The organism is Streptomyces sp. NPDC046122 (assembly GCF_056429965.1).
The window spans coordinates 89,654-110,990 of sequence record NZ_JBWKLQ010000001.1 but is presented as its reverse complement, the minus strand read 5'-3'; the positions used below and the strand labels follow the sequence as shown (position 1 = coordinate 110,990).

At 71.0% G+C, this 21,337-nt stretch carries 19 protein-coding genes; 10 read left to right on the top strand and 9 right to left on the bottom strand.

The genetic code is table 11. From position 1 onward, the window contains the following. Positions 1–21: 21 nt before the first annotated feature. From AC07FK_RS00440 to AC07FK_RS00420, 5 genes are all read right to left on the bottom strand, one after another. Positions 22–1,149: an LOG family protein gene (locus AC07FK_RS00440; protein WP_479101260.1), complete on the bottom strand. Its 1,128-nt coding sequence runs from the start codon at positions 1,147–1,149 to the stop codon at positions 22–24. A 254-nt stretch (positions 1,150–1,403) separates the two neighbouring features. After that, positions 1,404–2,561 (bottom strand): hypothetical protein, encoded by a 1,158-nt coding sequence (locus tag AC07FK_RS00435; RefSeq protein ID WP_479101259.1) that lies wholly within the window; start codon positions 2,559–2,561, stop codon positions 1,404–1,406. Next, on the bottom strand, positions 2,543–3,280 hold the full coding sequence (locus AC07FK_RS00430; protein ID WP_479101258.1) for an ABC transporter ATP-binding protein: 738 nt from the start codon (positions 3,278–3,280) through the stop codon (positions 2,543–2,545). Before AC07FK_RS00430 ends, AC07FK_RS00435 begins: the two co-directional genes overlap by 19 nt. A 252-nt stretch (positions 3,281–3,532) precedes the next feature. Then, positions 3,533–4,912: an aspartate aminotransferase family protein gene (locus AC07FK_RS00425; protein WP_028814533.1), complete on the bottom strand. Its 1,380-nt coding sequence runs from the start codon at positions 4,910–4,912 to the stop codon at positions 3,533–3,535. Beyond that, the gene (locus AC07FK_RS00420) at positions 4,897–5,403 is read right to left on the bottom strand and encodes an Lrp/AsnC family transcriptional regulator (protein ID WP_453406350.1); all 507 of its coding nucleotides are present in this window, start codon (positions 5,401–5,403) and stop codon (positions 4,897–4,899) included. The genes AC07FK_RS00425 and AC07FK_RS00420 overlap by 16 nt, the downstream gene beginning before the upstream one ends. A gap of 164 nt (positions 5,404–5,567) precedes the next feature. Here AC07FK_RS00420 and AC07FK_RS00415 point away from each other — a divergent pair, with 164 nt between their 5' ends. Then, entirely contained in the window at positions 5,568–7,007 is a 1,440-nt protein-coding gene (locus AC07FK_RS00415) for a gamma-aminobutyraldehyde dehydrogenase (protein ID WP_479101257.1), read from the top strand. A gap of 94 nt (positions 7,008–7,101) precedes the next feature. Then, positions 7,102–8,289 carry an ABC transporter substrate-binding protein gene (locus tag AC07FK_RS00410; RefSeq protein ID WP_479101255.1) on the top strand — a complete coding sequence of 396 codons (1,188 nt, stop codon included), beginning with the start codon at positions 7,102–7,104 and terminating at the stop codon, positions 8,287–8,289. Between the two features lie 33 nt (positions 8,290–8,322). Here AC07FK_RS00410 and AC07FK_RS00405 read toward each other — a convergent pair whose 3' ends face one another. Next, a complete protein-coding gene (locus AC07FK_RS00405) occupies positions 8,323–9,009 on the bottom strand; it encodes a glycerophosphodiester phosphodiesterase (RefSeq protein ID WP_479101253.1) in 687 nt (228 codons plus the stop codon). A gap of 22 nt (positions 9,010–9,031) precedes the next feature. Then, positions 9,032–10,057 (bottom strand): adenosine deaminase, encoded by a 1,026-nt coding sequence (locus AC07FK_RS00400; RefSeq protein ID WP_479101251.1) that lies wholly within the window; start codon positions 10,055–10,057, stop codon positions 9,032–9,034. Between the two features lie 109 nt (positions 10,058–10,166). Here AC07FK_RS00400 and AC07FK_RS00395 point away from each other — a divergent pair, with 109 nt between their 5' ends. The 8 genes from AC07FK_RS00395 to AC07FK_RS00360 all read left to right on the top strand — a co-directional run bounded on the left by AC07FK_RS00395 (position 10,167) and on the right by AC07FK_RS00360 (position 18,953). Further along, the gene (locus AC07FK_RS00395; RefSeq protein WP_479101249.1) at positions 10,167–10,883 is read left to right on the top strand and encodes a DUF4190 domain-containing protein; all 717 of its coding nucleotides are present in this window, start codon (positions 10,167–10,169) and stop codon (positions 10,881–10,883) included. Between the two features lie 295 nt (positions 10,884–11,178). Beyond that, a complete protein-coding gene (locus tag AC07FK_RS00390) occupies positions 11,179–12,693 on the top strand; it encodes a gamma-aminobutyraldehyde dehydrogenase (protein ID WP_479101247.1) in 1,515 nt (504 codons plus the stop codon). A gap of 47 nt (positions 12,694–12,740) precedes the next feature. Then, on the top strand, positions 12,741–13,988 hold the full coding sequence (locus tag AC07FK_RS00385) for a polyamine ABC transporter substrate-binding protein (RefSeq protein WP_479101246.1): 1,248 nt from the start codon (positions 12,741–12,743) through the stop codon (positions 13,986–13,988). Between the two features lie 46 nt (positions 13,989–14,034). Beyond that, positions 14,035–15,186 carry an ABC transporter ATP-binding protein gene (locus tag AC07FK_RS00380; RefSeq protein WP_479101245.1) on the top strand — a complete coding sequence of 384 codons (1,152 nt, stop codon included), beginning with the start codon at positions 14,035–14,037 and terminating at the stop codon, positions 15,184–15,186. Beyond that, complete coding sequence (locus AC07FK_RS00375) at positions 15,183–16,115, top strand: ABC transporter permease (RefSeq protein ID WP_479101243.1); 933 nt, start codon at positions 15,183–15,185, stop codon at positions 16,113–16,115. The genes AC07FK_RS00380 and AC07FK_RS00375 overlap by 4 nt, the downstream gene beginning before the upstream one ends. Continuing rightward, on the top strand, positions 16,115–16,921 hold the full coding sequence (locus AC07FK_RS00370) for an ABC transporter permease (RefSeq protein WP_479101242.1): 807 nt from the start codon (positions 16,115–16,117) through the stop codon (positions 16,919–16,921). Before AC07FK_RS00375 ends, AC07FK_RS00370 begins: the two co-directional genes overlap by 1 nt. Before the next feature lie 21 nt (positions 16,922–16,942). Then, complete coding sequence (locus AC07FK_RS00365) at positions 16,943–18,358, top strand: NAD(P)/FAD-dependent oxidoreductase (RefSeq protein ID WP_479101240.1); 1,416 nt, start codon at positions 16,943–16,945, stop codon at positions 18,356–18,358. Positions 18,359–18,494: 136 nt separating this feature from the next. Then, a complete protein-coding gene (locus tag AC07FK_RS00360) occupies positions 18,495–18,953 on the top strand; it encodes a hypothetical protein (RefSeq protein WP_479101238.1) in 459 nt (152 codons plus the stop codon). On the opposite strand, the gene AC07FK_RS00355 is transcribed toward AC07FK_RS00360, so the two are convergent. Together AC07FK_RS00355 and gabT are read right to left on the bottom strand one after the other, a co-directional pair. Next, positions 18,880–19,767 (bottom strand): phosphatase PAP2 family protein, encoded by an 888-nt coding sequence (locus AC07FK_RS00355; protein WP_479101237.1) that lies wholly within the window; start codon positions 19,765–19,767, stop codon positions 18,880–18,882. The genes AC07FK_RS00360 and AC07FK_RS00355 overlap by 74 nt on opposite strands. 100 nt (positions 19,768–19,867) lie before the next feature. Continuing rightward, positions 19,868–21,202: a 4-aminobutyrate--2-oxoglutarate transaminase gene (gene gabT / locus AC07FK_RS00350; RefSeq protein ID WP_138902428.1), complete on the bottom strand. Its 1,335-nt coding sequence runs from the start codon at positions 21,200–21,202 to the stop codon at positions 19,868–19,870. Positions 21,203–21,337 lie beyond the last annotated feature (135 nt).

Below are 21,337 nucleotides of genomic sequence, written 5' to 3'. Positions count from 1 at the left end.
GCGTACGCGCGGCCCGCCGGGCTAGGCGGCGGTCAGCCGGGCCAGTGCCGCCGGGGCCTCCTCGACGGTGTCGACCAGGGCGATGCGTGACTCCATCGGGCGGCCCTTGGCCAGGGACTGGAGAAGAGCCCAGGTGGGGAGCTTCTCGGTCCAGTGGGCGCGGTTGACGAGGACCATGGGGGTGGGTTCGCCGCGCGACTCGTAGTAGTTGGGGGTCGCGTTGTCGAAGATCTCCTGGACCGTGCCGGCGGCCCCGGGGAGGAAGACGACACCGCCGTCGCAGCGCGCGAGGAGGCCGTCCTCGCGGGTGGCGTTGGCGAAGTACTTGGCGATGCGGCCGGCGAAGGCGTTCGGGGGCTCGTGGCCGTAGAACCAGGTGGGGATGCCGATGGAGTCGCCGCCGGACGGCCAGCGGTCGCGTACGTCGAAGGCGGCGCGGGCCCAGTCGGTGACCGAGGGCCTGAAGGACGGGGTCTTGGCGAGGAGTTCGAGTGCCTCGTCGAGCGCGGCGTCGTCCTCGACCGGGGCCAGGTACGCGCCGAGGTTCGCCGCCTCCATCGCGCCGGGGCCGCCGCCGGTCGCCACGGTCAGGCCGCTGCGGGCCAGGGTGCGGCCGAGGCGGGCGGCGCCCGCGTAGGCGCTGGTGCCGCGGGCCATGGCGTGGCCGCCCATGACGCCGACGACGCGGGTGCCGGCCAGGTGCTCGTCGAGGGCGTCGGAGACGGCGTCGTCGTGGATGGAGCGGAGCATCGAGGCGAGTATGTCGCCGTCGGCCTTGGTGCGCTGGAACCAGGCGTAGGCGAGGGCGTCCGGGGTGGCCTCGTACCCCTGGTCCAGGTGCTCGAAGAGCGTGGCCGGTGTGTAGAGGAGACCGCGGTACGGGTCGAACGGGAGATCCGGGACGGGCGGGAAGACGAGCGCGCCGTCCGCGCGGACCTTGGCGAGGCCCTCGGGTTCCATCGGGCAGCCGAGGAACACGGCGCCGGAGGTGTCGACGGCGAGGAGGCCGGGGGTACGGGCCGTCAGATCGACGGCCTGCACGCGGAATCCCCCGAGCGAACCGCCCGCGACGGCGTCGTCGAACTCGGCGAGCGTTTCGATCTCGCGGTCGGGGGCGGGGTCCTGGGCACGGTCCGAGAGTTGAGGCACGCCAAGATGCTAGGCGGTACGCGCCGCCGGGCCGAGGCCCGGGGGAGCGGGGAGTGCCGGGACCCGGGCCCCGTACGGCCTGCCGGGTTCAGAGGGGGACGGGCGCCGGGGCGGAGGACGGGGTCCCGGGGGCGCGGGGCACCGTGCGCCGCTGGGGTTGTGATGCCTGGCCGCGGACGGGGACGGGCCCGAGGGCGCGGTCCCGAGGGGCGGGGGCGCTGTCCGCCGCTCGCGGGCCGTGGTGCCCCGGCGTGTCACTGGGCCAGGGGGACGGCGGCCAGGGTGGCCAGGGCGAGGGTCACCGGGGTGAAGACCGTGAGGACGGCCGCGGCTCGCAGGGCCGCTGCCGCGCGCAGGGTCTGCGGCGGGGCGCCCAGGCCCACCAGGGCCTCGGTGGTGGGCGCGCGGGACTGCTTCGCCTCCAGGGCCGCCATCATCACCGTCGCGACCGTGCAGGTCAGCACCAGTCCCGCGCCCAGCCCGGCCAGCGGGCCGAAGGGAGCGGCGGCGGGGCCGGCGTCGTACAGGCCGGTCGCGGCGACGACCGCCGACGCCACCGCGCAGACCACGCCCAGCGGGCGGCCGAGGCGGGGGGCCTCGGTCATCAGGAACCGGCCCGCCAGCAGCCGGGCCGCGCCCGGGCGGAGCGACTGGAGAAGACGCCCCGAGAGGTACGTCAGGCCGGGGCCCGCCAGCGCGAGTCCGACGGCGGTGAGGGCCCAGCCGGCCAGCACACCGGCGGGTGCGACGTCCAGCCGGCCCGGCAGCGCGAGCGTCGCGCCCGGCCCGCCGCGGCTCGCGTACGTCTCGACCGCGAGGCCCGCCGCGACGAGTGCCACGCCCCACGGCAGGCCCGTCGGAGACACGGGCGCGGCGGACTCGTCCTCCGTGCGCCCCGGGGTGCGGGGCCGCACGGCCAGGAAACACGCGGTCGCCGCCGTGACCGGCACCACGCACAGCAGAATCAGGGCGCCGGCCCGGGGCAGCGGCCGGCCCGCGGCCAGCAGGTCCGCTCCCGCGCCGTCGAACGGCAGCGTGGTGAGGTCGCCGCGCAGGTGGAGGAAGAGGAGGAGGGCGAACGCGCTGCCCAGCGCGCACGAGAGCGCGGTGGACACCGCCGCCAGGGCCGCGAGACGGGCCGGGCCGAGGCCCACGGCGGAGAGCCCCGCGCGCGGCGCGTGCGTACTCGGGTCGGTACGGGCCACCGCCACCGCGAGGTAGACCGCGGCCGCCAGCGGAGGCAGGCACCAGAGCAGGCGCCGCACCGCGCCCGAGGACTGCTCGGGGTGGCCCAAGGCGTACCCCAGGGTGCACAGGAGGAGGAAGCCCACGCCGGCGGACGCCGCCGCGACCAGCAGTCTGCGCAGCAGGACCAGCGGGTGGGTGCCGCGGGCTAGACGGAGAGCGAGCACGCGGCCCGGCCTTCCGCACCGTCGCCGCCGTCGGGCTGCACGGGGCTGACGCGGCGCCCGTCGAGCAGCGACACCGCACGGTCCGCGACCGCCGCCACCTCCGCGTCGTGGGTCGCGAGGAGCACGGTGATCTCGTGCGACCGGGCCGCGGTGGTGAGCGTACGGAGCACCTGCGCCCGGTCGGCGCGGTGCAGCGGCGCCGTCGGCTCGTCGGCGAAGATCACCGTCGGGCCGGTGACCAGGGCGCGGGCCACGGCGATCCGCTGGCGCTGGGACTGGGGCAGCGCGGCCGGCCGCTTGCGCGCGACCGCGCCGACGTCCAGCCGCTCCAGCCACTCCATGGCGGCCTTCTTCGCGGCGCGGTGCGAGACGCCGTGCAGGAGGAGGGGCAGGGCGGCGTTCTCCCACGCCTTGAGCTCCGGCACCAGCCGGGGCTCGGGGCCGATCCAGCCGAACCGGTCGCCGCGCAGCCTCTCGCGGAGCGGGGCGCTCATCGTATGGACGGGCACGCTGTTGAACCAGACCTCCCCCTCCTGGGGGACGATCCGGCCGGAGAGGCACTGCAGGAGGGTCGTCTTGCCGCTGCCGCGCGGGCCGGTGACGGCGACGATCTCGCCCTCGCGCACACCCAGCGAAACGCCGGTGAGGGCGGGCGATCCGCCGTGGGAGCAGTGCAGGGAGCGTGCCCACAGCACATCGTTGTCGGGCGGGGCCACCATGGCGTACACCTCGCGTCTTGAGTGGTCACAGCACGTCTTGAGCGTCACAGCAGATGTCCCGTCCCCCGTATGGGGGAACGAAGACGGGGCCGATCGGTCACTGCACCGTAAGGACGCGAGGGGTGGTGGCGTGGCAAGCGCGCGGCCCGGATACGTCCGTTCTCACTCGAACGGGCGTATCCGGGCCGTGACGGGGTCATACGATCAGAGCAAGCCCGGGTCCGGCCGTCGGGTCGGCCGGATGCTCGGGGATCAGAGCTTGGTCCACGCCTCGGTGAGCACCTGGCGCAGGATGCCCTCGATCTCGTCGAAGGTGTCCTGGTTGGAGATCAGCGGCGGCGCGAGCTGGACGACCGGGTCGCCACGGTCGTCGGCGCGGCAGTACAGACCGTTCTCGAAGAGGGCCTTGGAGAGGAAGCCGTAGAGCACGCGCTCCGTCTCCTCGTCCGTGAAGGTCTCCTTCGTGGCCTTGTCCTTGACCAGCTCGATGCCGTAGAAGAAGCCGTTGCCGCGCACGTCGCCGACGATCGGCAGGTCGAGCAGCTTCTTCAGCGTCGAGTGGAACGCGTCCTCGTTGTCGAGCACGTGCTGGTTGAGGCCCTCGCGCTCGAAGATGTCGAGGTTCGTGCAGCCGACCGCCGCGGAGACCGGGTGGCCACCGAAGGTGTAGCCGTGCAGGAAGGTGTTGTCACCCTTGTAGAACGGCTCGGCCAGGCGGTCCGAGATGATGCAGGCGCCTATCGGGGAGTAGCCCGACGTCATGCCCTTCGCGCAGGTGATCATGTCCGGCACGTAGTCGAACTTGTCGCACGCGAACATCGTGCCGAGGCGGCCGAAGGCACAGATGACCTCGTCCGAGACGAGCAGCACGTCGTACTTGTCGCAGATCTCGCGGACCCGCTGGAAGTACCCGGGCGGCGGCGGGAAGCAGCCGCCGGCGTTCTGCACCGGCTCCAGGAAGACGGCCGCGACGGTCTCGGGGCCCTCGAAGAGGATCTCCTGCTCGATCTGGTCGGCGGCCCAGCGGCCGAAGGCTACCGGGTCGTCGCCGTGGATCGGCGCGCGGTAGATGTTGGTGTTCGGCACCTTGTGCGCGCCCGGTACGAGCGGCTCGAAGGGGGCCTTGAGGGCCGGCAGGCCGGTGATGGACAGGGCGCCCTGCGGGGTGCCGTGGTAGGCCACCGCGCGGGAGATCACCTTGTACTTGGTGTGGTTGCCGGTGAGCTTGTGGTACTGCTTCGCCAGCTTCCACGCGGTCTCGACCGCCTCGCCACCGCCGGTGGTGAAGAAGACCTTGTTCAGGTCGCCCGGCGCGTAGTTCGCCAGACGCTCGGCCAGCTCGACGGCCTTGGGGTGGGCGTACGACCAGATCGGGAAGAAGGCGAGCTCCTGCGCCTGCTTGTACGCGGTCTCCGCGAGCTCGTGACGGCCGTGGCCGGCGTTCACCACGAACAGGCCGGAGAGACCGTCGAGGTACTTCTTGCCCTTGTCGTCGTAGATGTAGGTGCCCTCACCACGCACGATGGTGGGCACGGGTGCGTTCTCGTAGGACGACATGCGGGTGAAATGCATCCACAGGTGGTCGTACGCGGTCTTGGAGAGGTCCTGGCTCACGACTATCGGGTTCCCCACATATAGGTCTGCTTCTTCAGCTTGAGGTAGACGAAGCTCTCGGTGGATCGCACGCCGGGGAGCGTCCGGATCCGTCGGTTGATCACTTCGAGCAGGTGGTCGTCGTCCTCGCAGACGATCTCCACCATGAGGTCGAAGGAGCCCGCGGTCATCACCACGTACTCGCATTCGGCCATGGCAGTCAGCGCTTCGGCGACGGGATCGAGGTCGCCCTCGACGTTGATGCCGACCATGGCCTGCCGCCGGAAACCCACGGTGAGCGGGTCCGTGACGGCGACGATCTGCATCACGCCCTGGTCGAGCAGCTTCTGTACGCGCTGGCGCACGGCCGCTTCGGAGAGGCCGACGGCCTTGCCGATCGCGGCGTAGGGACGGCGTCCGTCCTCCTGCAGCTGCTCGATGATCGCCAGAGAGACGGCATCGACCGTGGGGGACGACCCGTTCCCGGTCCTGGAATCTGTGCTTCTACTGGCCACGTCTTCACTGTGCACGACGTCTCGACTGTTCCGCAACCCCAAACCGATGAAATTCGTTGTTTGGGGCTTCGGATCTTGCTGAATCCGAAGTTACCGGCGGGCGGGTATGTCGAAAGCGACACCTGAGCGACTAGGGTAGGGATCTCAGCAATCGGACATCGCACAAGGGAGGGGTGGCTGTGACCACCGAACTGCGCCGCCTGCGCAACTACATCGACGGAGAGTTCCGCGAAGCCGCCGACGGGCGGACCATCGACGTGGTGAACCCGGCCACCGGCGACGTGTACGCCACGTCCCCGCTCTCCGGCCAGGAGGACGTCGACGCCGCCATGGCCGCCGCCGCCGCGGCCTTCCCGGCGTGGCGCGACACCACGCCCGCGGAGCGCCAGAAGGCGCTGCTCAAGATCGCGGACGCCTTCGAGGAGCGCGCCGAGGAGCTCATCGCGGCCGAGTCCGAGAACACCGGCAAGCCGCTCGGCCTCACGCGGAGCGAGGAACTGCCGCCCATGGTCGACCAGATCCGCTTCTTCGCGGGTGCGGCCCGGCTGCTCGAAGGCCGCTCGGCCGGCGAGTACATGGAGGGTCTGACCTCCATCGTCCGCCGTGAGCCGGTCGGCGTCTGCGCGCAGGTCGCGCCGTGGAACTACCCGATGATGATGGCCGTCTGGAAGTTCGCCCCGGCGCTCGCCGCGGGCAACACGGTCGTCCTCAAGCCGTCGGACACCACCCCCGCCTCGACCGTCCTGATGGCCGAGATCATCGGCTCGATCGTCCCCAAGGGCGTCTTCAACGTCGTCTGCGGCGACCGTGACACCGGCCGCGCGATGGTCGAGCACCCGGTACCGGCCATGGCCTCCATCACCGGTTCCGTGCGCGCCGGCATGCAGGTCGCCGAGTCCGCCGCCAAGGACGTCAAGCGCGTCCACCTGGAGCTCGGCGGCAAGGCGCCGGTCGTGGTCTTCGAGGACACCGACATCGCCAAGGCCGTCGAGGACATCTCGGTCGCGGGCTTCTTCAACGCCGGCCAGGACTGTACGGCCGCCACCCGCGTGCTCGTGCAGGAGTCGATCCACGACGAGTTCGTGACCGCGCTGGCGAAGGCCGCGGCGGACACGAAGACCGGGCAGCCGGACGACGAGGACGTGCTGTACGGCCCGCTGAACAACGCCAACCAGCTCAAGCAGGTCAGCGGCTTCATCGACCGTCTCCCGGCGCACGCCAAGGTCGAGGCGGGTGGCCGGCAGGTCGGCGACAAGGGCTACTTCTACGCCCCCACCGTCGTCTCCGGCCTCAAGCAGGACGACGAGATCATCCAGAACGAGGTCTTCGGCCCCGTCATCACCGTCCAGTCCTTCACGGACGAGGCGCAGGCCCTGGAGTGGGCCAACGGCGTCGAGTACGCGCTGGCGTCCTCGGTGTGGACGAAGGACCACGCGCGGGCCATGCGCATGTCCAAGAACCTCGACTTCGGCTGCGTGTGGATCAACACCCACATCCCGCTGGTCGCCGAGATGCCGCACGGTGGCTTCAAGAAGTCCGGTTACGGCAAGGACCTTTCGGCGTACGGCTTCGAGGACTACACGCGCATCAAGCACGTGATGACGTCCCTCGACGGCTGACCGCGGCCGGCTGACCACGACGCTGTTCCACGGGGGCGGGCGATAGACAGACTGTCTATTGCCCGCCCTTCGTGCGCGGGGTGAGGGTGGGGCCGTGAGTGATCTTGGTCGTGGTCGGACGTCGCGCCGTACGCTGCTGCGGGGACTCGGAGCGACGGGCGTGCTGGGCGCGCTCGCCGGGTGCGGGGTGCCCGCCGCGTACGTCGAACCGGCCGACCGGGCCGCCGCCGACCGGTCGGAGCGCGACCGCAGCCTCCAGTTCGCCAACTGGCCGCTCTACATCGACACGGACGACGAGAACGCGGCGCGGCGGCCCACGCTGGACGCCTTCACCGAGCGGACCGGGATCGCCGTCCGCTACACCGAGGAGATCAACGACAACGACGAGTTCTTCGGGAAGATCGGCCCGGCCCTGATGAACCATCAGGAGACCGGCCGGGACCTCGTCGTCGTCAGCGACTGGATGGCCGCCCGGTTCGTACGCCTGGGCTGGGTGCAGGAGATGGACCGGGCGAAGCAGCCGAACGTCGCCAGGTACCTCGACCCTCAGCTGCGCACGCCCGCCTTCGACGAGGGGCGGCGGCACTCCGTGCCCTGGCAGTCCGGAATCACGGGCATCGCGTACAACCGAAGGGCGCTCGGCCACGACATCCGCTCCACCTCGCAGCTGTGGGCCGACGACCTGCGCGGCAGGGTGACGCTCTTCTCGGGGCTCGACGAGAGCTTCGCGCTGCTGATGCAGGGGGACGGCGTGGACGTCACGCGGTGGAGCGCCGACGACTTCCACGCCCTGTGCGAGCGGATGGAGAAGCTGGTCGCGCGGGGGCACATCAGGCGCTTCACCGGCAACGACTACATCAAGGACCTGGCGAGCGGCGACGTGCTGGCGTGCCAGGCGTACTCCGGTGACGTCGTCCAGCTCCAGGCGGACAACCCCGACATCGAGTTCGCCGTACCGGAGGAGGGGGCGGAGCTGTGGGCGGAGAGCCTCATGATCCCCAATCTCGCCCGCCACAAGCGCAACGCGGAGAAGCTCGTCGACCACTACTACGAGCCCGCCGTGGCCGCGGAACTGGCGGCCTGGGTCAACTACGTCTGCCCGGTCCCGGCGGCCCGTGACGTCCTGGCCTCGGCCAAGGACAGGGAGACCGCGGTGCTCGCCGAGGACCCGCTGGTCTTCCCCGACGACGCGATGCGGCGGCGGCTGGCGATCGCGCGGGACGTCACGGCGCGGGAGCGGGCCGGCTTCGCGAAGAAGTGGAACGCGATCGTCGGGCTGTAGCGGCCCGGCGCGGCACCCGTGCCGACCGGCGCGTCAGTGCGTACGGCGCAGGATGCCGGCCAGGGTGTTCACGCGGTTGGTGGTGATGGAGTCCACGCCGTGGCCGATCAGGCGGCGCATCGTACGCCCGGTGTCGGCGGTCCACGCGGACACCAGCATGCCGTCGCGGTGCACCCGCTGCGTGAGGTCGCGGCCGATCAGCCCGAAGCGGTAGTTGAGCCAGCGGGGCTTGACCGCGTCGACCAGCGTCGCGCGCGGCGGGGTGAGCGTCGTCCAGGTCAGGGCGATCTCGGCGCCCGGATCGGCGGCGCGCACGTCGAGCATCGCCGAGGCGCCCCCGCAGTAGTACGCGCGCTCCGCCGCCCCGCTCTCGTGGACGACGCCGACCACGGCGCGCACCGACGCGGCGGTGGCGCCCGGCAGGTCGATCATGACGCGGCGGTCGCCGAGGGCGCTCAACGCGTCCCGCAGAGTGGGGACTTCGCCGCCCGTCAGCTCGCGCAGCTCCTGCTCGGTGAGGTGCGCGAGCAGCCGCTCGTGACCCCACAGCCGCTTGAGCGAGTCGTCGTGGAGGAGGACGGGCACGCCGTCGCGGGTCGGCCGGACGTCGATCTCGACGGCGTCCGCGCCCCGCTCCACCGCGGAGCGGAGCGAGGCGAGGGTGTTCTCACGGAGCCGGTACGGGTCGCCCCGGTGGGCCACGGCAGTCACAGTGCGCATGGGCCCATTGTCCGGTGGCGCGTCACCGGGCGAGCCAGTTCTCGGTGTACGCGTCGATCTCGGCGGCTATCCGCCGCTTGCCCGCCGGGTCGAGGAAGGACGCCTCGACCGCGTTCTTGGCGAGGCCGGCGACGCCGCGTTCGTCGAGGCCGAGCAGCCGCGCGGCGACGACGTACTCGCTGTTGAGGTCGGTGCCGAACATCGGCGGGTCGTCGCTGTTGACGGTGACCAGGACGCCCGCGTCGGCCATCTCCCGGATCGGGTGCTCGTCCAGCGTGGCCACCGCGCGGGTGGCGATGTTGGAGGTCGGGCAGACCTCCAGTGCGATGCGGTGCTCGGCGAGGTGGGCCAGCAGCGCCGGGTCCTTGACGGAGCTGGTGCCGTGGCCGATGCGCTCGGCGCCCAGGTGGTTCAGCGCGTCCCAGACGGTCTCGGGGCCGGTCGTCTCGCCGGCGTGCGGCACGGAGTGCAGACCGGCCGCGATCGCCCGGTCGAAGTACGGCTTGAACTGCGGGCGCGGTACGCCGATCTCGGGGCCGCCGAGCCCGAACGACACCAGTCCCTCCGGGCGCAGGTCCACGGCCAGCCGGGCGGTTTCCTCCGCCGCCTGCAGGCCGGCCTCGCCGGGGATGTCGAAGCACCAGCGCAGTACGGTGCCCAGCTCCGTCTCCGCCGCCCTGCGGGCGTCCTCGATGGCCTCCATGAAGGCCTTCTCGTCGATGCCGCGGCGGGTCGAGCTGAACGGCGTGATGGTCAGCTCGGCGTACCGGATGTTCTGCCGGGCCATGTCGCGGGCGACCTCGAAGGTCAGCAGCCGGACGTCCTCCGGGGTGCGGATCAGGTCGACCACGGACAGGTACACGTCGATGAAGTGCGCGAAGTCGGTGAACGTGAAGTAGTCCGCGAGCGCCTCGGGGTCGGTCGGGACCTTGGAGTCGGGGTGGCGGGCGGCCAGTTCGGCGACGATGCGGGGGGAGGCCGATCCGACGTGGTGCACATGCAGTTCGGCCTTGGGCAGCCCTGCGACGAAGGGGTGCAGATCGGTCATCGGATCCTCCGGGGTAACGGCAGGCGGAGCGGGTTCGGGGATCATCGTAGGCGGGCGGTACGGGGCCGGAGGCAGGCCGTAGCATGGCGGAACCACGATGGGGGAGCACATGTCAGACAACGCACACCACCCCTCGGGCCCGCCGCCCGAGCAGCCGCGGGACCCCTGGGCTCCGCCGGACCAGTCGGCGCGCAAGGTGCCGCTGGACAAGCCGGCGGCCGGCCGTCCGGCCGTGCACGACCAGCAGACGGTCACCTCGATGCCGACCGGCGAACCGGCGCCGGGCTTCGGTCCGGGCGGGGCTCCGGGACAGGGCGCGGTGCCGCCGCCCCCGGCCGCGCCCGTGACTCCGGGCGGTCCGGCGCAGACGACCCCGGGCCAGTACGGCTACCCGGCGTACGCGACGCCGCAGAGCCCTTACGCCACCGGCGGCTACCCCGGGTACCCCGGCTACGGCGGCCCGGCCGCCTGGACCGGACAGCAGGGGCCGGCGCCCGCGAACGGGTACGGCATCACGGCGATGGTGCTCGGCATCATCGCCGTCACGTTCTTCTGCGCCTACGGTCTCGGCATCATCCTCGGCGCCCTCGCCCTGATCTTCGGCATCCTGGGCCGCAAGCGGGTGCAGCGCGGCGAGGCGACGAACGCCGGCATGGCACTGGCCGGCATCATCCTCGGGGTCGTCGGCTTCGTGCTGAGCGCGGCGTTCATCGGGTTCATCGTCTGGGCGATCGTGCAGGCGGAGAACGAGAAGGACCTGGAGTCGCCCGAGTACGACCCGTACGCGCACTCCTCCCTGATCGTCGAGGTCCCCGTCCGCGGCTAGGCGGTCCGCGGCCCCCCTCCCCGCGCCCCGGCCCCCGGTCTGTGACCGGGGGTCTCGTGGTTCCGGAACCTCGCCGCCGCGCGCCGTCCCACCTGCGGTTTCCCGGTCATAGGGCGGCATGCCACGCCTTCCGCGCGGGCGCCACGGACACTCCGTCCCGTATTTGCGGTTCACCTCGACACATGGTCGACCGATTCCGTCGCGTAACCAAAAGGCAACAACGGAATCCCTTGTTGGTGATCAGCGGCTCTGTCAGGATCGGCACTCAAATCCAGCTGGAGCTACGGAGTGCGTCATGGTCAACCGCTTCCCGGTGCAGGACCGATTCGCGGACGGTGCGCAGTACATCGGCGGACAGCTGCGAGCGGGCACCTCGGGACGGACACACGCCGTCGTGGACCCCGCGACCGGCGAGAAGGTCTACGAGTACGAGCTGGCGTCCACCGCTGACGTCGACGCCGCCGTCGCCGCCGCGCGCGAGGCGTTCCCCGGATGGTCCTCCGCCACCCCCGGCGAGCGCTCGGACGCGATGCACCGCTTCGCCGCCGTGCTCGCCGAACAGGCGGACGACTTCGCCTACGTCGAGTCGCTGCAGTGCGGCAAGCCCATCAAGCTGTCCACCGAGTTCGACGTGCCCGGCAGCGTCGACAACACCGCGTTCTTCGCGGGCGCGGCCCGGCACCTCGAAGGCAAGTCGGCCGGCGAGTACTCCGGCGACCACACCTCGTACGTACGGCGGGAGCCCATCGGCGTCGTAGGGTCCATCGCCCCCTGGAACTACCCCCTCCAGATGGCCGCCTGGAAGGTGCTGCCGGCGATCGCGGCGGGCAACACCATCGTCCTGAAGCCCGCCGAGCTCACGCCCCTGACCTCGGTCATGTTCGCGCAGGCCGCCAAGGAGGCCGGCATCCCGGACGGTGTCGTCAACATCGTCACCGGCGCCGGCAAGGACGTGGGCGAGCACCTCGTCGGGCATCCGGACGTGGTCATGACCTCCTTCACCGGCTCGACGGCCGTGGGAAGGCGCGTGGCGGAGATCGCCACCGCCACCGTCAAGCGCCTCCACCTGGAACTCGGCGGCAAGGCCCCCTTCGTGGTCTTCGACGACGCGGACCTCGAAGCCGCCGTGAACGGCGCGGTGGCCGCCTCGCTCATCAACACCGGCCAGGACTGCACGGCCGCCACCCGCGCCTACGTCCAGCGCCCGCTCTACGACGCCTTCGTCGCCGGCGTCGCCGAGACGATGGACGGCGTACGGCTCGGCGACCCCTTCGACCCGTCCACCGACCTCGGCCCGCTCATCAGCCACGCCCAGCGCGACCGGGTCGCCGGCTTCGTCGAACGGGCACGGTCGTACGCCCGGGTCGTGACGGGCGGCGAGGCGCCCGGCGGCGACCTCGCCAAGGGCGCGTACTACCGGCCCACGCTCGTCGCCGACGCCCCCCAGGACAGTGAGATCGTCCAGGCCGAGATCTTCGGCCCGGTCCTGGTCGTCCTGCCCTTCGACACCGACGAGGAGGGGATCGCGCTGGCCAACGACACCCCGTACGGACTCGCCGCCTCGGCCTGGACCCGCGACGTGTTCCGCGCCAACCGCGCCACCCGCGAGATCAAGGCGGGCTGCGTATGGGTGAACGACCACATCCCGATCATCAGCGAGATGCCGCACGGAGGGTACAAGGCCAGCGGCTACGGCAAGGACATGTCGTCGTATTCCCACGAGGAGTACACGCAGGTCAAGCACGTGATGTACGACAACACCGCGGTCGCCCGCAAGGACTGGCACCGCACGATCTTCGGGGACCGATAAGTACGCCGCACGACCAGCGGCCACACCACCCGAAAGGGCACTTGCGCATGGAGCAGTACCAGCCCGACAGCCTCTCCGCGGCCCAACTGGCCGCAATGCGCCGCAGCATGACCAGCGGCAGGGGCGCCCTCACCCGCCGTTCCATGCTGCGCGCCTCAGGCATCGGCGCGCTCGCGGTCGGCGGTCTCGGCACGCTGAGCGCGTGCGGCATCCCGCCGGCCAAGCGGGAAGGCGACGCGCCGGCCTCCGACGACCACTCGGCCTCGGAGAAGCGGATCAGCTTCTCCAACTGGACCGAGTACATGGACGTCAGCGAGGACGAGAAGAGCCGGCCCACCCTGGACGCCTTCAGGAAGCGCACCGGGATCACGGTCAAGTACACCGAGGACATCAACGACAACGTCGAGTTCTTCGGCAAGATCAAACCGCAGCTCGCGGCGGGCCAGGACACCGGGCGCGACCTCATCAACGTCACCGACTGGCTGGCCGCCCGGCTCATCCGGCTCGGCTGGGCGCAGAAGCTCGACCCGGCGAACCTGCCGCACGCGTACGCGAACCTGTCGTCGCAGTTCCGGTCCCCCGACTGGGACCCGGGACGCGCCTACTCGTACCCCTGGACCGGCATCTCCACCGTCATCGCCTACAACAAGAAGGCGACCGGCGGCCGGAAGATCGAGAGCGTCAGCCAGCTCCTCGACGACTCCCGGCTGAAGGGCAAGGTCGGTTTCCTGTCCGAGATGCGCGACTCCGTCGGCATGACCCTCCTCGACATGGGCAAGGACCCGGGGACGTTCAGCGACGACGACTTCGACGCGGCGATCGCCCGGATGCAGAAGGCCGTCGACAAGAAGCAGATCCGCCGCTTCACCGGCAACGACTACACGTCGGACCTGAGCAAGGGCGACATGGCCGCCTGCCTCGCCTGGGCCGGTGACATCATCCAGCTCCAGGCCGACAACCCGGACATCGAGTTCGTCATCCCGGACGCCGGCTACATCACCTCCACGGACAACCTGCTCGTCCCCGCCAAGGCGCGGCACAAGGCCAACGCCGAGAAGCTCATCGACTACTACTACGAGCCGCCCGTCGCCGCCCAGCTCGCCGCGTACATCAACTACGTCTGCCCCGTCGACGGCGTCCGCGACGAACTGGCGAAGATCGACAAGTCGATGGCCTCCAACACGCTGATCCTCCCCGACAAGGCGATGGCCGCGAAGTCCCGCGCCTTCCGCTCGCTCAGCGGCAAGGAAGAGACGGCGTACGAGGAGAAGTTCGCCAAGCTCATCGGCGCCTGAGCCGCTGTCCGCTTCCGCCCCTCTCACCACCCTGGGACCACACCCCATGACGCAGAAGACAGCAGGCGGCGACGTCCGCCTCTCCGGGATCAGCAAGACGTACGGCTCCTTCACGGCCGTTCACCCGCTCGACCTCACCATCCCGCAGGGCTCCTTCTTCGCCCTGCTCGGGGCGTCCGGCTGCGGCAAGACGACCACCTTGCGGATGATCGCCGGCCTGGAGGACCCCACCACCGGCACGGTCTTCCTCGGCGACAAGGACGTCACCGGCCTGCCGCCGTACAAGCGCCCGGTCAACACCGTCTTCCAGAGTTACGCGCTCTTCCCGCACCTCGACATCTCCGAGAACATCGCCTTCGGCCTGCGCCGGCGCGGCATCAAGTCGGTGAAGAAGCAGGTCGACGACATGCTCGACCTCGTCGAGCTCGGCGCGTTCGCCCACCGCAAGCCGCACCAGCTCTCCGGCGGCCAGCAGCAGCGCGTCGCCGTCGCCCGCGCGCTCATCAACCACCCGCAGGTGCTGCTCCTCGACGAGCCGCTGGGCGCGCTGGACCTCAAACTGCGCCGCCAGATGCAGCTGGAGCTCAAGCGCATCCAGACCGAGGTCGGCATCACCTTCGTGCACGTCACGCACGACCAGGAGGAGGCCATGACCATGGCCGACCAGGTCGCGGTGATGAACGGCGGGCGGGTCGAGCAGCTCGGCGCCCCCGCCGACCTCTACGAGAACCCGAGGACGACGTTCGTCGCCAACTTCCTCGGCACGTCGAACCTCATCGAGGCCGAGGTCGTCGAGACCGCCGGCGACGACACCGTCGTCACCTGCGGCGGCTCCAAGCTGCGGCTGCCCGGCGAGCGGTGCGTGTCCCGGCCCGGCACCGGCGGCAAGCTGCTCGTCGGCGTACGTCCCGAGAAGGTGTCCCTCGCGCACGCCGACGCCGCGGGAGACGTCCCGGTGGGACGCAACCGGCTCACCGGCCGGATCGTCGCCTCCAGCTTCATCGGCGTCTCCACGCAGTACATCGTCGACAGCCCGGCCTGCGCCGACTTCGAGGTGTACGTGCAGAACACCGAGCGCGACACCCGCCTGGTCCCCGGCGCCGAGGTCGTCCTGCACTGGAACCCGGCCCACACCTTCGGGCTCGACGCGACGCAGGACATCGACGCGGGCGTGGAGACGGTGGAGGAGAGCGCGTGAGCGTGACCGACGCGCCGCCCCTGGCGCCCTCACCGGTGGAACCGCCCGCCCCGCGCAAGCCCTCCACCCGCAAGCGGCTCGTGCCGTACTGGCTGCTGCTGCCCGGCATCCTGTGGCTGATCGTCTTCTTCGCGCTGCCGATGGTCTACCAGGCGTCGACCTCGGTGCAGACCGGCTCGCTGGAGAAGGGCTTCGAGGTCACCTGGCACTTCCAGACGTACTGGGACGCGCTGACGGACTACGCGCCGCAGTTCGTACGGTCGCTGCTGTACGCAGGCACCGCGACCCTGCTGTGCCTGCTGCTGGGCTACCCGCTCGCGTACATGATCGCCTTCAAGGCGGGCCGCTGGCGCAACCTCGTCCTGGTGCTGGTCATCGCGCCGTTCTTCACCAGCTTCCTGATCCGCACGCTCGCCTGGAAGACGATCCTGGCGGACGGCGGCCCGGTCGTCGACGTGCTGAACACCCTGCACGTCCTGGACATCACCAGCCTGCTCGGCTGGACCGAGGGCGACCGGGTGCTGGCCACGCCGATGGCGGTGGTCTGCGGTCTGACGTACAACTTCCTGCCCTTCATGATCCTGCCGCTCTACACCTCGCTGGAGCGCATCGACGGCAGGCTGCACGAGGCGGCCGGCGACCTGTACGCCACCCCGGCGACCACCTTCCGCAAGGTGACCTTCCCGCTGTCCATGCCGGGCGTCGTCTCGGGAACGCTGCTCACGTTCATTCCGGCGTGCGGCGACTACGTGAACGCGGAACTGCTCGGCTCCACCGACACGAAAATGGTCGGCAGCGTCATCCAGTCCCAGTTCCTCCGGGTGCTCGACTACCCGACGGCCGCCGCCCTCTCCTTCATCCTGATGGCGATCGTGCTGGCCATGGTCACCGTGTACATCCGCAAGTCCGGGACGGAGGATCTGGTCTGATGGTGGTCATCCACTGGATACGGCGCAATGTCGTCGTCATCGCCGGGCTGCTGACGCTCGCCTACATGGTCCTGCCGAACATCGTCGTCATGGTGTTCTCCTTCAACAACCCGAAGGGGCGCTTCAACTACGCCTGGCAGGAGTTCTCGCTGGACGCGTGGAAGGACCCGTGCGGCGTCGCGGACCTGTGCGGCTCGCTCGCCCTCTCGCTCCAGATCGCCGCCTGGGCCACGGTCGGCGCCACCGTCCTCGGCACGATGATCGCCTTCGCGCTGGTCCGCTACCGCTTCCGGGCGCGTGGCGCGATCAACTCGCTGATCTTCCTGCCGATGGCCATGCCCGAGGTCGTCATGGCCGCCTCGCTGCTGACGCTCTTCCTCAACATGGGCGCCCAGCTGGGCTTCTGGACCGTCCTCATCGCGCACATCATGTTCTGCCTCAGCTTCGTGGTGACGGCGGTCAAGGCCCGCGTGATGTCGATGGACCCCCGCCTCGAAGAGGCCGCCCGCGATCTCTACGCCGGCCCCGTGCAGACGTTCCTGCGCGTGACCCTGCCGATCGCCGCGCCCGGGATCGCCGCGGGAGCGCTGCTCGCCTTCGCGCTCTCCTTCGACGATTTCATCATCACCAATTTCAACGCGGGCTCCACCGTCACCTTCCCCATGTTCGTGTGGGGATCGGCGCAGCGCGGTACGCCTGTCCAGATCAACGTCATCGGCACGGCCATGTTCGTCATCGCCGTACTGACGGTCCTCGGAGGCCAGCTCCTCGCGAGCCGGCGGAAGAACCACGCACAACCCAAGTAAGCCCTGAAGGAGTTGGAAACCATGGCCCCAGTCGCCATGCGTACTGCTGCACAATCCCTTACCGGCGCGAAGCCGGTGTCGTTCTGGCTGGACGACCCCGACAAGCCCGCCCCGCTGCCCGCCCTCGCCGGCGACGAGCGCTGCGACCTGCTCGTCATCGGCGGCGGATACAGCGGACTGTGGACCGCGCTGCTCGCCAAGGAGCGCGACCCCGGGCGGGACGTCGTACTGATCGAGGGGCACGAGGTGGGCTGGGCCGCCTCGGGCCGCAACGGCGGCTTCTGCGCCGCCTCCCTCACCCACGGCCTGGGCAACGGCATCGCGCGCTGGCCCGGCGAGCTGGCGAAGCTGGAGGAGCTGGGCGAGCGCAACCTCGACGCCATCGAGGCGGCGGTGGCGGCGTACGGCATCGACTGCGACTTCGAGCGCACCGGTGAGATCGACGTCGCCACCGAGCCGCACCAGCTCGAAGAGCTGCGGGAGATGTACGAGGAGGCGCGGAAGCTGGGCTTCACCGGCCTGGAGCTCCTCGACCGGGACCAGGTGCGCGCCGAGGTGGACTCGCCGACCTTCCTCGGCGGCCTGTTCGACCGGCGCGGCGTCGCCATGCTGCACCCCGCCAAGCTGGCGTGGGGGCTCAAGCGCGCGTGCCTCGGTCTCGGCGTACGGATCTACGAGCACACCAGGGGTCTCGACCTGGTCCCGTCGGGCGCCGGCATGGCGGTGCGCACCCCGTACGGCCGGGTCTTCGCCCGCCGGGTCGCGCTCGGCACCAACATCTTCCCGTCCCTGGTCAAGCGGGTGCGCCCGTACACCGTCCCGGTCTACGACTACGCGCTGATGACCGAGCCGCTCACCGAGGAGCAGCTCGCCTCGATCGGCTGGAAGAACCGGCAGGGGCTGGGCGACAGCGCGAACCAGTTCCACTACTTCCGCCTCAGCGCCGACAACCGGATCCTGTGGGGCGGCTACGACGCCGTCTACCCCTTCGGCGGCAGGCTGAGCGCCGAGATGGACCACCGGCCGGAGACGTACCTCAAGCTGGCCGAGCACTTCTTCCGCTGCTTCCCGCAGCTGGAGGGCGTGAACTTCAGCCACGCGTGGGGTGGCGCCATCGACACCTGCTCGCGCTTCTCGGCGTTCTTCGGGACGGCTCACGCGGGGAAGGTGGCGTACGCCGCCGGGTACACCGGGCTCGGGGTCGGCTCCACGCGCTTCGGTGCCGACGTGATGCTCGACCTGCTCGCGGGCGAGACGACCGAGCGCACCGAGCTGGAGATGGTCCGCAGCAAGCCGCTGCCGTTCCCGCCGGAACCTTTCGCCTGGGCGGGCATCGGCATCACCAAGTGGTCGCTGGCCCGGTCGGACGACAACGGAGGCCACCGCAACCTGTGGCTGAAGGCCATGGACAAGCTGGGGCTCGGCTTCGACAGCTGAGCGCGGCCGGCGCGGGCGGGTGCGGCGGAGACCCGGCTCACACCAATGAGGTGACCGAACCCGCGTCATAGTCCGGGCCCGCGCCCCTCTCCCTCGTGAACGCACTGGCTGCGCACACGAACGGAGGCTGGACGACATGACCGGCTCGGGGGCACACACCGCGGTGGACTGGCTCGTATCGGTGGCACCGGATCCCGACGCCTGCCGGTGGGAGTGGGAGCGCAACCCCCTCGGGGTCGCGATCCTGCCCGCCGGCAGGCGCTGGGACGTCTTGATCCTGCCGGGGGAACTGGGCTACCCCACGCTCGACGTCCTGACCCGCCTCGTCGACCGCCCGGGGCCCGTGCTCGCCGACTTCGGCGACTCCCGCATGGGCTTCTTCGTCCCGGCGGGCACGGCCGGCCGCTGGATCGGTACGGGGGTGCGCGGCGCCGGCAGCGGCACCTGGATCGTCGTCCCCTACCCCGGCCGGACGGCCGGCGGCGTCCGCTGGCTCGTCCCGCCGGACGGCACGGGCACGCTCACCGATCCGGCGCTGCTGGAACTCGCGATGCACGAGGCGGCCGCGGGTATCGCCCGGGCGGGCGACGACTGAGCAGCAGGAGTACGAGGCACAGGCACCAGCTGCCGACGACGTCCAGCGGCCAGTGGTAGCCGCGCAGGACGAGCCCGGCGCCGGTGGCGAGGATCAGCGCGCACGCGAGGACCGGCGGCCACCAGCGCCCGCGGCGTACGTACGCGCACACGAGCAGGGCGGCGCCGCCGTAGGCGACGACGGCTGTCGCGGTGTGTCCGGACGGGTAGTAGCCGGTGTCCCGGGTGAGCGGGCCCGTACGGGCGATCCAGGACTTGAGCGGGACCACGAGGGCGGGCACGGCCGCCATGGCGAGGGCGGCGCCGGCCGCGCGGGGGACGGCGCCGCGGCGGCCGCGCCACAGCGCGTACGCGACGGCCGAGGCGAGGACCGGGAGCGCGACCGCCGTGCTGCCGAGGTCGGCGAGGAATTCCGTGAGGCCGGTCGGGCCGCGGCCCACCAGGGCCCGGCCGAGGCGCTCGTCGGCGCGGCGCAGCGGACCGCCGGCGGCCACCTGCCAGGTGACCAGTGCGAAGAGGACCGCCGGGACGGCGAAGAGCGCGACGAGGCGGGAGGGCCGGAAGCGGCCGAAGCGCCCGAGGAGCCCGACGAGGAAAGCCGGCTGCCCCGGAACAGGGGGGGTGGTTCCGGGGCAGCCGCCTGGACCGGGCTGCCGCGCGCCCCGGGGGGTGTGGGGCGGGCGGCCATCCGATCGGTGAGGAGTTCCGGAGCCAGAAGCTCCGGTCATGTGCGCGAGGGCACGGCCAGGGCGGGGCAGGGGGTGCCTCGACCTGGAACCGCCCGCAGTCCCCTGCGAGCGGGGTGTTTCACTCATCTGCAGAAACCGTACGCCAGCGGCTGGGGGGCCGACAGCCGGAACTCCATCCCGCCATCGGCCCCCCACCCTTTCTTCACAGGTCGCACGTCTTCACAGGTCACACGCCGGCGAAGGCCGCCTCGATGATGTCCAGGCCCTCGTTGAGCAGGTCCTCGCCGATGACGATCGGCGGCAGGAAGCGGAGCACGTTGCCGTAGGTGCCGCAGGTCAGGACCAGTAGACCCTCGGCGTGGCACGCCTTGGCGAGCGCGCCGGCTGCGGCCGCGTTCGGCTCCTTGGTGTCCCGGTCCGTCACCAGCTCGATGGCGATCATGGCGCCGCGGCCACGGATGTCACCGATGATGTCGAACTTCTCGGCCATGGTGGCCAGGCGGCCCTTCATGACCTCCTCGATGCGCTTGGCCTTCGCGTTGAGGTCCAGCTCCTTCATCGTCTCGATGGAGCCGAGCGCGCCGGCGCAGGCCACCGGGTTGCCGCCGTACGTGCCGCCCAGGCCGCCGCCGTGCGGGGCGTCCATGATCTCGGCGCGGCCGGTCACGGCGGCGAGCGGCAGACCGCCCGCGATGCCCTTGGCGGTCGTGATCAGGTCGGGGACGATGCCCTCGTCCTCGCAGGCGAACCACTGGCCGGTGCGGCAGAAGCCGGACTGGATCTCGTCCGCGACGAACACGATGCCGTTGTCGTTGGCGAACTTCACGATCTCCGGCAGGAAGCCCTTGGCCGGCTCGATGAAGCCGCCCTCGCCGAGCACCGGCTCGATGATGATCGCGGCGACGTTCTCGGCGCCGACCTGCTTGTTGATCTGGTCGATCGCCTGCGCGGCGGCCTCGGGGCCGCAGTTCTCGGCGCCGGTGGGCCAGCGGTAGCCGTAGGCGACCGGGACGCGGTAGACCTCGGGGGCGAACGGTCCGAAGCCGTGCTTGTACGGCATGTTCTTCGCGGTCAGCGCCATCGTGAGGTTCGTACGGCCGTGGTAGCCGTGGTCGAAGACGACGACGGCCTGGCGCTTGGTGTACGCGCGGGCGATCTTGACGGCGTTCTCGACGGCCTCGGCGCCCGAGTTGAACAGCGCGGACTTCTTGGCGTGGTCGCCCGGGGTCAGCTCGGCGAGCGCCTCACAGACCTCCACGTAGCCCTCGTACGGCGTGACCATGAAACAGGTGTGGGTGAAGTCCTGGAGCTGCGCGGAGGCGCGGCGTACGACGGCCTCGGCGGAGGCGCCGACGGAGGTCACGGCGATGCCGGAGCCGAAGTCGATGAGGCGGTTGCCGTCGACGTCCTCGATGATGCCGCCGCCCGCGCGCGCGGTGAAGACGGGCAGCACGGAGCCCACGCCACCGGCGACCGTGGCGGTGCGCCGGGCCTGCAGCTCGGCCGACTTCGGGCCGGGAATCGCGGTGACGACGCGGCGCTCCTGCGGGATTGCGGTCATGGGGGGCTCCTGGGGGTATTACGGACGCTTCTTTACTCCGCAGGCTAGGGGTGGCGGGTGGGGGGTGGCATGTTCCGTTCGGGAGAAGTGGGGGCGTGTCCTTGTCCGTGGCGGACATAGCCGGGCCGCGGGCGG

Coding starts and splice junctions, on each gene's coding strand:
- AC07FK_RS00360 (WP_479101238.1), top strand. CDS start 18,495: ATGACCGGCTCGGGGGCACACACCGCGGTGGACTGGCTCGTATCGGTG.
- AC07FK_RS00365 (WP_479101240.1), top strand. CDS start 16,943: ATGGCCCCAGTCGCCATGCGTACTGCTGCACAATCCCTTACCGGCGCG.
- AC07FK_RS00370 (WP_479101242.1), top strand. CDS start 16,115: ATGGTGGTCATCCACTGGATACGGCGCAATGTCGTCGTCATCGCCGGG.
- AC07FK_RS00390 (WP_479101247.1), top strand. CDS start 11,179: ATGGTCAACCGCTTCCCGGTGCAGGACCGATTCGCGGACGGTGCGCAG.
- AC07FK_RS00385 (WP_479101246.1), top strand. CDS start 12,741: ATGGAGCAGTACCAGCCCGACAGCCTCTCCGCGGCCCAACTGGCCGCA.
- AC07FK_RS00395 (WP_479101249.1), top strand. CDS start 10,167: ATGTCAGACAACGCACACCACCCCTCGGGCCCGCCGCCCGAGCAGCCG.
- AC07FK_RS00405 (WP_479101253.1), bottom strand. CDS start 9,009: ATGCGCACTGTGACTGCCGTGGCCCACCGGGGCGACCCGTACCGGCTC.
- AC07FK_RS00400 (WP_479101251.1), bottom strand. CDS start 10,057: ATGACCGATCTGCACCCCTTCGTCGCAGGGCTGCCCAAGGCCGAACTG.
- AC07FK_RS00355 (WP_479101237.1), bottom strand. CDS start 19,767: ATGAGTGAAACACCCCGCTCGCAGGGGACTGCGGGCGGTTCCAGGTCG.
- AC07FK_RS00380 (WP_479101245.1), top strand. CDS start 14,035: ATGACGCAGAAGACAGCAGGCGGCGACGTCCGCCTCTCCGGGATCAGC.
- AC07FK_RS00430 (WP_479101258.1), bottom strand. CDS start 3,280: ATGGTGGCCCCGCCCGACAACGATGTGCTGTGGGCACGCTCCCTGCAC.
- gabT (WP_138902428.1), bottom strand. CDS start 21,202: ATGACCGCAATCCCGCAGGAGCGCCGCGTCGTCACCGCGATTCCCGGC.